Annotated in this window: 7 protein-coding genes; 6 read left to right on the top strand and 1 reads right to left on the bottom strand. The window is 67.5% G+C overall.

Annotated elements, in window-relative coordinates; all coding sequences use genetic code 11:
• The first annotated feature begins 281 nt into the window (after positions 1-281).
• From ACFV8T_RS28990 to ACFV8T_RS28965, 6 genes are all read left to right on the top strand, one after another.
• Positions 282-2,810 carry a Pls/PosA family non-ribosomal peptide synthetase gene (locus tag ACFV8T_RS28990; protein ID WP_385333123.1) on the top strand — a complete coding sequence of 843 codons (2,529 nt, stop codon included), beginning with the start codon at positions 282-284 and terminating at the stop codon, positions 2,808-2,810.
• Between the two features lie 63 nt (positions 2,811-2,873).
• Complete coding sequence (locus ACFV8T_RS28985; protein WP_385333120.1) at positions 2,874-6,128, top strand: amino acid adenylation domain-containing protein; 3,255 nt, start codon at positions 2,874-2,876, stop codon at positions 6,126-6,128.
• Between the two features lie 23 nt (positions 6,129-6,151).
• Positions 6,152-7,156 carry a TauD/TfdA family dioxygenase gene (locus ACFV8T_RS28980; RefSeq protein ID WP_385333118.1) on the top strand — a complete coding sequence of 335 codons (1,005 nt, stop codon included), beginning with the start codon at positions 6,152-6,154 and terminating at the stop codon, positions 7,154-7,156.
• A complete protein-coding gene (gene sbnB / locus ACFV8T_RS28975; RefSeq protein ID WP_385333115.1) occupies positions 7,153-8,223 on the top strand; it encodes a 2,3-diaminopropionate biosynthesis protein SbnB in 1,071 nt (356 codons plus the stop codon). The genes ACFV8T_RS28980 and sbnB overlap by 4 nt, the downstream gene beginning before the upstream one ends.
• Positions 8,224-8,451: 228 nt before the next feature.
• The gene (gene sbnA / locus ACFV8T_RS28970; RefSeq protein ID WP_385333142.1) at positions 8,452-9,459 is read left to right on the top strand and encodes a 2,3-diaminopropionate biosynthesis protein SbnA; all 1,008 of its coding nucleotides are present in this window, start codon (positions 8,452-8,454) and stop codon (positions 9,457-9,459) included.
• Between the two features lie 262 nt (positions 9,460-9,721).
• A complete protein-coding gene (locus ACFV8T_RS28965; protein WP_385333112.1) occupies positions 9,722-10,180 on the top strand; it encodes a CBS domain-containing protein in 459 nt (152 codons plus the stop codon).
• A 257-nt stretch (positions 10,181-10,437) separates the two neighbouring features.
• Here ACFV8T_RS28965 and ACFV8T_RS28960 read toward each other — a convergent pair whose 3' ends face one another.
• On the bottom strand, positions 10,438-11,466 hold the full coding sequence (locus ACFV8T_RS28960) for an alpha/beta hydrolase (RefSeq protein ID WP_385333109.1): 1,029 nt from the start codon (positions 11,464-11,466) through the stop codon (positions 10,438-10,440).
• Between the last annotated feature and the right edge of the window lie 9 nt (positions 11,467-11,475).

The raw sequence follows: 11,475 nt of genomic DNA, 5'->3' as shown, positions 1-11,475 counted from the left end.
TACTGGATGTATTCGGGCGTTCCGACAACGCGGCGCGGTGCCGTAGCTGTCGCCGCACGCCCGCCAGGGATTACGGGACAGCCCTCAGTTCCGCACCAGTGCGACCGAGTTCGAGTGGCAGCCCGACGGTGGACAGCTAAGACTGAGGCAGCGGTTTGGGATCCGGACAACAGATTCCGACCTCATGAATTCCGGACCACTCGCTCCGGCAATCGAAAAACGCGAGTACGGGGCGCCGACCGTCATGGCGGCGACACTCGAAAGTTCCTCAAGGAGCTCGCATGGAGGAGAAACCCCTCGACGTCTTGACCCCCGGGCCGGATGAATCCGCAATCGGTATACGCGAGTACACCAGCCCGGAGACCGGCATCGAGATGAACCTCGCCGAAGTGCTGGCTGACGTCATGTGCGTCGAACGGGTGTCGATCGACAGTCATTTCTTCGATGACCTCGGCGCCAACTCATTGGTGATGGCCCACTTCTGCGCACGAGTCAGGAAGCGGGCGGACCTCCCCTCGGCGTCGATGAAGGACATCTACCGGCATCCGACGATCCGCAGCCTGGCGACCGGGCTCGCGCACGCCGCGCCCGTCGAGCCGTCGGTCCCGGCGCCGACCGAGGTGGTGACCCCGGCCGGCACGGTGCGGTACGCCCTCTGCGGAGCGCTGCAGTTCCTGCTTTTCCTGGGATACTCCGTCCTCGCCGGAATGATTGCCGACCGAGGCTATACATGGGTCTCCGCCGGGTCGGGTGTGATCGATGTCTACCTGCGGTCGTTCGTCTTCGGAGGCGTCGGCTTCGTCGGTCTGTGCACCTTCCCCATCGCGGCCAAATGGCTCCTCATCGGCCGGTGGAAATCACGCGATTTCCCGGTCTGGGGTCTGACCTATCTGCGCTTCTGGACCGTCAAGGTGCTGATCCACGCCAACCCGATGATCTTCTTCGTCGGCAATCCCTTGTACGTGCTGTACCTGCGAGCACTGGGCGCACGCATCGGCAAAGGGGTCACGATCCTCTCCCGCAGCGTTCCGGTCTGCCCCGACCTGCTCAGCGTCGGCGCCGGCACGGTGATCCGCAAGGACTCGTTCTTCCTCTGCTACCGGGCGCACGCCGGCCGTATCCAGACCGGCCGGGTCACCCTCGGCCGGGACGTGTTCATCGGTGAGAAGACCGTGCTCGACATCGACACGTCGATGGGCGACGGGGCTCAACTCGGCCACACGTCCACGCTGTACAGCGGCCAGGCGGTCCCGGACGGTCAGCGCTGGCACGGATCCCCGGCACAGCTCGCGGAGCACGACTACCTGAGGATCGAGCCGGCCGCCTGCGGCACACTGCGCCGGGCCGGCTTCGGTCTCCTCACCGTGCTCCAGTTGTTCTTCCTCTACGTGCCACTGGCTGTCGGGGGCGCGTACATGCTGGTGACCCTGGTCCCGGCGCTGCACAACCGGCTGGGGCCGGGCACGGTGGACTTCACATCGCCGGATCTCTACATCGACGCGCTGGTCCTTTCCCTGCTGCTGTTCTTCGGCTTCGTCGTCGTGGGCCTGGCCGTGATGTTCACCGTTCCGCGCCTGCTGAACCTGGTCGTCGAGCCGGACAAGGTCTATCCGCTGTACGGGTTTCATTACTCGGTGCACCGGGCGATCGGGCGCATGACCAACATCAAGTTCTTCACCTGGCTGTTCGGTGACAGCTCCTACATCGTCCACTACTTGCGCGGCATCGGATACGACTTGTCCCGGGTCGAGCAGACCGGGTCGAACTTCGGCACGGAAGTGCAACACGAGACCCCGTTTCTGTGCTCGGTCGGGAGCGGGACGATGGTCGCCGACGGGCTCTCCATCATCAACGCCGACTATTCGAGCACGTCCTTCCGGGTGTCCCGGGCCTCGATCGGGTCATACAACTTCCTCGGGAACAACATCGCCTATCCCTCGGGGGCCAGGACGGGCGAGAACTGTCTCCTCGCGACGAAGGTGATGGTTCCGCTCGAAGGCGAGCTGCGCGAGGGAGTGGGCCTGCTCGGCTCGCCCTGCTTCGAGATTCCCCGGTCGGTCGAGCGCGATTCCCGGTTCGACCACCTGCGCACCGGCGACGAGTTGCGCCGCAGCCTCGCTGCGAAGAACCACTACAACATCCGCTCGATGGTCCTCTTCCTGCTCGTGCGGTGGCTGCACCTCTTCGTGCTCACGATGCTCGGCCTGGCCAACGCCGAACTGTACGACTCCTACGGGCATGTGCTGATCGCCGCGTTCCTGGTGTTCAGCCTCGGGTTCACCGCTGTCTACTTCGTACTGGTGGAGCGCGGCATCGCGGCATTCCGCGCGCTGCGACCACAGGTGTGCTCCATCTACGAGCCGTACTTCTGGTGGCACGAGCGCCTCTGGAAGGTGCCCGACACCTACCTCAACATCTTCAACGGCACCCCTTTCAAGAACGTGATCTGGCGGATGCTGGGTGTTCGGATCGGCAGCAGGGTCTTCGATGACGGCTGCTATATGACGGAGCGGACGCTCGCCACCATCGGGAACGACTGCACGCTCAATGCGGGAAGCAAGATCCAGTGCCACTCGCAGGAGGACGGCACCTTCAAATCCGATCGCAGCACCCTCGGCGCCGGCTGCACCATCGGTGTGGGAGCCCATGTCCATTACGGCGTGACGATGGGCATCGGCGCGGTGCTCGCACCCGACTCCTTCCTCATGAAAGGCGAAGAGGTCCCCCCGCACGCACGCTGGGGAGGAAACCCCGCCGCGGAGATGCGAGATGCCCCCAATCAGCCCGAGGCGCTGACGCGGAAGGGATAGCAGCTCCGCCCTTGTCAGCGCGGAACAGCACGGTAGCGAAGGCGAATGGAGAGGGACGGCCAGATGGGAATGCAAGCGCAGGCCGACCGGGAATTCTGGCGCGATGTGCTCGTCGCCGGTGGATTCACCGAAATCCCGCGGTGGACGCTCAATCCGGTGAAGGGGGTCGGCGAACACGAGGCGCCGATCCCGGACGACCTCGCGGCGGCGTTGGGCCGGCTGGCCGAGGACCTGGCGGTGCCGCTCGACTCGGTACTGCTGGCAGCGCACGCCAAGGTGATCGCCGCGCTGTCCGGCGAGCACGAGGTCGCGACCGGATATGTCAGTGCGGAGGGCGGCCGGCCGCTGCTCTGCCGGCTGACGACCGAGCCCGGCTCGTGGCGGACGCTGCTGCTGGACGCCCATCGAGCCGCGTCGGATCTGCTGGCGCACAAGGACTTCCCGGTCGATGAGCTCAGGCGCGAACTGGACCTGGCCGAGCCGTCGATCGAGGTCGTGTTCGATCCGCATGGCATGGGCGGCGATGTCGCCGGCGACACCAAGCTGTGGGTGGGGATTTCGCAGCGCGGCGGCCACCTTGTGCTGCGGCTGCGGTATCGGACCGACGCGCTCGACGAGGACTGCGCCGTCAGGATCGCCGGTTACCACCTCACCGCACTCGCGCTGATCGCCGCCGATCCGGACGCCGAGCACGGGCGGCAGAGCCTGCTCTCCGCCGAGGAACTCCACTTCCAGCTCGAAGAACTCGCCGGTCCACACCGGGAACTTCCGGACCACCGGTTCCATGAACTGTTCGAGCAGCGGGTGGCGTCACATCCGGACGCCGTCGCCGCGGTGCATGGGGAGTTGCAACTGACGTACCGAGAACTCAACGCGCGCGCCAACCGGGTGGGACGAGCCCTGCTGGCGCGGGGGCTGCGCCCCGAAGGTGTCGTCGCGGTGGTGACCGAGCGCAACCTGGACTGGATGGCCGCCGTCCTCGCGGTCTTCAAGGCCGGCGGCGTGTACCTGCCCATCGAGCCGCATTTCCCGGCCGACCGCCTCGCGACCATGCTCTCCCGTGCCGCATGCGGGCTCGTGCTGACCGAACCCGGCAGCACCTCCACGCTCGACCGGGCCCTCGACTCACTGCCCGGGGTCCGGAAGCTCTTCGTCGGCGCGGCCTACGAGGAAGACCATGCCGACGATGATCTGGGCCTCCACGTCGCACCGGACCAGCTCGCCTACATCTACTTCACCTCCGGCTCCACAGGTGAGCCCAAGGGCGCGATGTGCGAGCACGCGGGCATGCTGAACCACCTCTACGCCAAGATCGACGACCTGGAGATCGGCGAGGGACAGGTGGTCGCCCAGACCGCACCCCAATGCTTCGACATCTCGCTGTGGCAGCTGGTGTCCGGGCTCCTGGTCGGGGGGCGGACCCTGCTGGTGGAGCAGGAGGTGATCCTGAACGTCCAGCGGTTCGTCGACAAGATCGTCGACGGCCGGGTCGCCGTCCTCCAGGTCGTACCCTCCTACCTGGACGTGGTCGTGTCCTGGCTGGATCAGCACTCCCGTGAGCTGCCGGACCTGCGGTGCGTGTCGGTCACGGGCGAGGCGCTGAAGAAAGAGCTCGTGCAGCGCTGGTTCGCCGCCCAGCCCGGGATCAAGCTGGTCAACGCCTACGGGCTGACCGAGACCTCGGACGACACCAACCACGAGGTCATGGACCGCGTGCCCCACGGAGACCGGGTCCTGCTGGGTCCCGCGGTCAACAACGTGCACGTCTACGTCGTCGACGAGCACCTGATCCCGGTGCCGCTCGGAGCCCCCGGTCTGATCGTCTTCTCCGGCGTCTGCGTCGGCCGCGGATACGTCAACGACCCCGAGCGCACCCGGCAGGCCTACCTGGCCGATCCGCACCGCGAGGGCGCCCGGCTCTACCGGGGCGGCGACTACGGCCGCTGGACGCCCGAGGGAAAGCTGGAGTTCCTCGGCCGCCGCGATACCCAGGTGAAGATCCGCGGCTTCCGGATCGAGATCGGCGAGATCGAGAACACCCTGTTGCGGGTGCCCGGTGTCCGTGACGGTGCGGTCGTGGTCGCCGAGCGGGCCGACCAGAGCAAGCACCTGGTGGCGTTCTACTCCGGTCGGCGGCCGCTCGATGTCGACATCGTGCTGGACCGGCTCGGTGAGTCGCTGCCCGCGTACATGGTCCCGTCGGCCTTTCACTGGCGGGAGACTCTGCCGCTGACGGCCAACAGCAAGATCGACAGAAGGACTCTGCAGGCACTCGCCGGAGAACTCGATGTCGTCCGGGACGACTTCCGCGCGCCGGATACGCCGACCGAACAGCGGTTGGCGGCCGCATGGGCGAAGGTGCTCGGCATCCCGCAGAACCAGATCGGACGGCGGGACCACTTCTTCGACCGGGGCGGCACGTCGCTGTCGGCAGTAAAGCTGGCCATCGTCCTGGACCGTGCGGTGTCCCTCAAGGACGTCACCCGTCACCCGGTCCTCGCCGATCTGGCCGGGCTGGTCGACGGCAGGTCCGAGCGGCGTGCCGGGCTGCTTCAGCCGCTGTCGGAATCGGACGGTGCGCAGACCGCAGCCCTGGTGTGTTTCCCCTACGCCGGCGGCAACGCGGTGAACTTCCAGCCGATGGCCAGGGCGCTGCCGGAGGGCGGACCGGCGGTCTACGCCGTCGAGCTGCCCGGTCACGACGTGGCCGCCGAGGGCGAGCCGCTCGCGCCGATGACACAGGTGGTCGAGCAGGTCGTCGACGAGATCATCGGGCGTGGCCTGACCAGGGTCCTGCTGTGGGGCCACTCCTCGGGCACCGCGTTGGCCGTGGAGACGGCCAGAGAGCTGCAGGAGCGCGGGGTGGACGTCCAACGGGTGTTCCTCGGCGCGCAACTGCTCGGTGACGCCGACGCCCGGCGCACCACCATCACCGAGCTGACCGGGCGGAGCAACGCCGAGATCGCCGCGGACCTGAGCACGGACGGCGGCTGCACCGCGCTCGGTGAGCTGGGCGCGCGGCACGCCGAGCACGTCGGCGCCGCCTACCGGCACGACTGCGTGTCCGCACACCGCTACTTCGCCGACGCCCTGGAGCGCCCGCCCGCGCAGAAGCTCTCCGCGCCGGTCACCGTGGTCGTTGCCGCGGACGATCCGAGCACGGCGGAGTACCCGCGCCGGTACCGCGACTGGCGGCTTCTGGCCGGACAGGTCGACCTGCACGAGCTCGCCGACGGCGGCCACTACTTCCTGCGTACCCGTCCGGCCGAGGCAGCAAAGGCTGTGCTGCAGGCCACCGAATTGTTCGCTTCTTCCTGAGTGTCAGTTGAAAGGAGATCGAGATGTCGTCCACATCCACGGCGTCGCTGGTCGACGTGGAACTGGAATCCGGCAGACCGCCACGGCTGCGGGCCGAGGTCACCGGCGACGCGCCGGCCTGGGCGGCCGAGCACCGGGACGCGCTGCGCGCAGTCGTCGCCGAGCACGGTTCGGTCCTGGTCCGCGGCCTCGGGCTGCGTGACGCGGCCGAGACCGGAGCCGTCTTCTCGAAGCTGGCCACCGGTCTGATGACCGAGCAGGAGGCCTTCGCGCCCCGGCAGGCCTACTCCGACGGGGTGTACTCCTCATCGAAGTGGCCGCCGAACCAGCCCATGTGCATGCACCACGAACTGAGCTACACGCTTGAGTTCCCCGGCCTGATGATGTTCGCCTGTCTCAGCGCGCCCACCGACGGCGGGGCGACCGCGGTGGCCGACTCACCGACCGTGCTCGACGCACTGCCCACCGAGTTGACCGAGCGGTTCGAGCACGAGGGCTGGCTGCTCACCCGCAGCTACAACGACGAGATCGGCGCGTCCATCGCCGAGGCCTTCGGCACCGAGGACCGGGGCACCGTCGAGCGCTACTGTCGCGCCAACGCGATCACGTTCGAGTGGCAGCCCGACGGTGGACTACGCACCAGACAGCGCCGCAGCGCCGTGGTGCGCCACCCGGTCACCGGCCGACGCTGCTGGTTCAACCAGATCGCCTTCCTCAACGAGTGGACGATGGCCCCCGAGGTGCACGAGTACCTGGTGGACGTCTACGGCGCCGACGGGCTGCCGTTCAACACCCGCTTCGGCAACGGCGACCCGATCGGCGAGGACGTCGTGCAGCTGCTCAACAGCGTCTACGAGGCGAACACCGCACGCGAACCGTGGCAGGCCGGCGACCTGATGATCGTCGACAACGTCCGCACCGCACACAGCAGGGAGCCCTTCGAGGGACCGCGCGAGGTGCTCGTCGCCATGGCCGATCCGGTACGTCTGGACGACTGCTCGCCGACCGTGGAGGTGGCCACGCGATGACCACTGTCGATTCCACCACGAGAGAGCCCGCAAAGGTCGCACCGATCACCGCTCCACCGTTCGCGGTGATCTCCGGTGCCCAGGTCCGGCGCACGCTGCACGGATGTGAGAAGCGGATCACGGAGCTGGTCGAGGCCACCTACCGGGTGCACGGCGCCGGCGATTCGGTGAACCCGCCGTCGTACTTCCTGCGTTTCCCCGACCGCCCGTCCTCCCGGATCATCGCGCTGCCCGCCTCGATCGGCGGGAAGACACGGGTGGACGGCCTGAAATGGATCTCCAGCTTCCCGGAGAACGTGACGGCCGGCATCCCAAGAGCATCGGCGGTGCTGATCCTCAACGACCACGACACCGGCTACCCGTTCGCATGTCTGGAGAGTTCGATCATCAGCGCCACCCGGACGGCCGCGTCGGCGGCGTCGGCGGCCGACTGGCTCAGCCGCGACCGGCCGCGACCGACGCGCGTCGGGTTCTTCGGGGTGGGCTTGATCGCCCGCTACATCCACGCCTTCCTGGTCGGCACCGGCTGGTCGTTCGACGAGATCGGCGTACACGACCTGTCCGCCGACAGCGCGGCAGGCTTCCGGTGCTACCTGGAGCAGTCGGACACCCCCGGCCGAATCACCGTGCACGACAGCGCCGAGCAGCTGATCCGCAACAGCGACCTGGTCGTCTTCGCCACGGTCGCCGGTCAACCGCACGTCAGTGACCTGTCATGGTTCGCACACAATCCGCTGGTGCTCCATGTGTCGCTGCGCGACCTCGCGCCGGAGATCCTGCTCGCCTCGACCAACATCGTCGATGACGTCGAGCACTGCCTCAAGGCCGACACGTCGCCGCATCTGGCCGAGCAACTCACGGGAAACCGGGACTTCCTGCACGGCACGTTGGACGACGTGATGTCCGGGCGGGTGACGGTGCCGACGGACCGGCCGGTGGTGTTCTCACCCTTCGGCCTCGGGGTGCTCGACCTCGCGGTGGGCAAGTACGTGTACACCGAAGTGGCCCGCTCCGGAGAGTTGCATGTCGTCGAGGACTTCTTCCACGAACTGAGCCGGTACGGATGAGCCGGCCGAGAGCGCAGGATGCTCCTTCGAGGCTGATCCCGGAAGAGACCACCAGTCACGTAGCAGCAGGTCCTGACACACGAGACAGCGGCCGCTGACACAGGGCCGTGTCCCACCGGTTGGAGACGGGGTCTCGCCCGCACGAGCGAGGACCCCGCCCACGGCCGGATGGTTCCGAAAGTGCTCTGCTCCAGCGAAAGTGCTCTGCTCCAGACAGAGGAGATCATGGTGCCCGTCATTTCCACTCCCTACGCCTTCAACGAAGAGAATCTCTATGTCGACCTCCGGTCGATCTTCGGGCACTCGCTCTTCCTGAAGTGTGAGGGCTTCAACTTCGCCGGCTCGATCAAGTTGAAGGCCGCGACCGAGATGGTGGAGGCCGCTGAGCGGGATGGAATCCTGACGCCGGAATCGATCCTGGTCGAGTCCTCGTCCGGAAACCTCGGCGTGGCGCTGAGCGTGATCGCGGCGAGCAAGGGCTACCGGTTCCTGTGTGTGACGGACTCCCGCGGCAATCTGTCGAACAGAATGATGATGGAGGCGTTGGGCAGCCAGGTGCATGTGATCACCGAGCAGGAGGCCGACTGCGGCTTTCTCGGCGCGCGGCTCGATTATCTCCGCGCGCTGTGCGCCTCCGACGACCGGTATGTATGGCTCAGCCAGTACACCAATCCGAGCAACTGGAAGGCGCACTACCGCACGACCGCGCCGGAGGTGGCCCGTCAGTTCCCGCGGCTGGACGTACTGTTCGTCGGAGCCGGCACCACCGGGACCCTGATGGGCTGTGCGCGCTACTTCCGGGGATGGCACCGGCCGGTGCGGATCATCGCGGTGGACAGCGTCGGCTCGGTGTCCTTCGGCGGTTCGCCGGGCCGCCGGATGATTCCCGGTCTGGGCATGAGCATGCGTCCGCCGCTGCTCGACGAGTCCTATGTCGACGAGGTGATTCATGTCGAGGAGGCGGACACCATACGTGCCTGCCATCGTCTGGCGAGGCGCGGATTCCTGTTCGGTGGCTCCACCGGCACGGTGATCAGCGGCGCAACGGACTGGTTGGCCCGGCATGACGCGCGCGAACTCACCGCGGTGGCCGTCGGCCCGGACCTCGGCGAGCGCTACCTCGACACCATCTACCAGACCAACTGGCTACAGGATCTCTACGGTGAGGACGTGCTCGACTCCGACAAGGAGGCAGCCGATTCCTGGGTAGCCGCTCCCCCGCCGGCGACACGGTAGGGCCGTCGGCCGGACCCTGCGGACCGGCAGCCGCAACGGCAACCCGCACCAGTTCCAGGTTCATGAGCCCCGGGCGCTTTGACCGAGGAGCCGGCAGCACCGACAAGGCCCTTCCCGATGTCCTCCTCGGCCGCTCGGGTCCGATCCGGTCGGGCGCGACGCTCGGGATCCCTGTATCGCCGACGCTTTTGAGGAGCGGTGTTGAGCCATTCGTGTTGTGATCGATGACGGGGAGGCAACGCTGTCGGAACGGGAGGAAATCATGGCTGAGAAACTGCGAGCGCGAGACATCATGTCCGGCGGCGTGCAGTGCGTCGGTGCGCACCAGTCGCTGTTCGACGTGGCGAAGATGATGCGCGATCTGAACGTCGGTTGCCTACCCATCTGCGGCGACAACAACAAGCTCACAGGCTTGATCACCGACCGTGACATCGTCGTCAAATGCTGCGCCGAGGGTATCGACCCGGCAACCGTGCAGGCCGGATCGCTCAAGGCCAAGGTGCACTGGATCGATGCCGAAGCGGACGCCGGCGATGTCCTGACGACCATGGAGGAACACCAGATCAAGCGGTTGCCGGTGATAGACGTCCAGGGCGGCCACCGTCTCGTCGGCATGATCACGGAGGCAAATCTTGCGAAGAATCTGAGCGACGAACAGATCGCCGAGTTCGCGAGCCGCGTATACGCGGGTGCCGGGATGTCCGGCGGGTCCACGGACTGAGGTCCCGCCGAACCCCACAGGAGCCGGCCCGGGGTGTGGTCGGTGCTGTCCGACGGGACCGACGGGCGAGAGAGCCCCGCCATGTGGGTGTGACGAGTGGACTCGGTGAGAGCCTCACCTGCGTCTCGCCATGAATCAGATCGGCGAGCCGATCCGCCGGCCGCGCTCACCGAGCGGGAACACCCGGTGAGCATGGCGATGGCCGAGGGCCTTTCGAAGGCGGCGACGGACGGCCGATGCGTTCTGCACGCGGCCGTTCAGCCGTTGGCCCTCAGGGCCCCGAGCAGTATCGGTAGCGAGGAGTGCAACTCACGCTGCCAGTAAGGCCAGCCGTGGGTCCCCGGTCCGTAGAAGTTGGTGGTCACATGCTTCGCGCCCTTGCGTTCGAGCTCGCTCGCAAGGGCCTGGTTCTGTCTGTTGAAGTCCGTCTCGAGCGCGCTCGTGCCGCCCGGCGGGTCCAAGGGGCCGGAGGTGCCGTCACCGCACGACAGGTAGACCGGGATCGGTGTGAGGCGCTTGGCCAGGTGGAACGGGTCGTGGGCCGCCCAGACGTCACGTTGCGCGGCCGGGTCGCCCCAGACCCTCAGCGGGTCGTTGCCCTGGCCGGCGAAGAACCCCATGATGCGGTCGGTCGACTCCTCGTCGAGCAGCGGGTGCACGGAACCGGAGTACGCCGCGGCCGCCTTGAACATCCCGGGGTGCCGGGCGGCATACAGCAGGGCGCCCTGGCCACCCATCGAAAGTCCCGCCACGACGCGGTTCCTGCTCGCCCCCCAGCCGTGCTCAAGGAGCAGGCGCAGTTCCTTGGTGTGGAAGGTCTCCCACGCCGGGTCACCGCCCTGGCCGTAGTTCCACCAGTCGCTGTACCAGCCGTTCCAGCCGGCCTCCGGCATGACCACGAGGACGTCGCGCAGGCTGTCGGTCCGCGCGATGTCGGTCCGAGCGGTCCATGACGTGTAGTCCCCGCAGCAGCCGTGCAGCAGCCAGAGCGTCGGCCAGTGCCGGCTCCGGCCGTCCGGGTCCCAGCCATCGGGCGTGAGCAGGCGTACGTTCACCGTCCGGCCGCCGAGGGCCGGTGAACGGACCGACAAGTCCACCTGCCGGTCGGCGACCTGGGTGACCGCGACGACCTCGGCCCCCCGGGACGGGACCCCTGACCCGCCCGCCGCCCAGGCAGGTGACACTGTCGACGCGGTGGCGAGGGCCGGCGGGGTCGATGCGAGGGCGAGCAGCAGCGCGGCAAGGACGAGCAGGAGGCGGGATCGGCGGATCGGGACGGCGGTCATGGCGGCTCC

It is taken from the genome of Streptomyces sp. NPDC059832 (genome assembly GCF_042731715.1).
GTDB lineage: Bacteria > Actinomycetota > Actinomycetes > Streptomycetales > Streptomycetaceae > Streptomyces.
The sequence above is the reverse complement of the archived record's forward strand: the minus strand, read 5'-3'. Positions and strand labels throughout refer to the sequence as shown.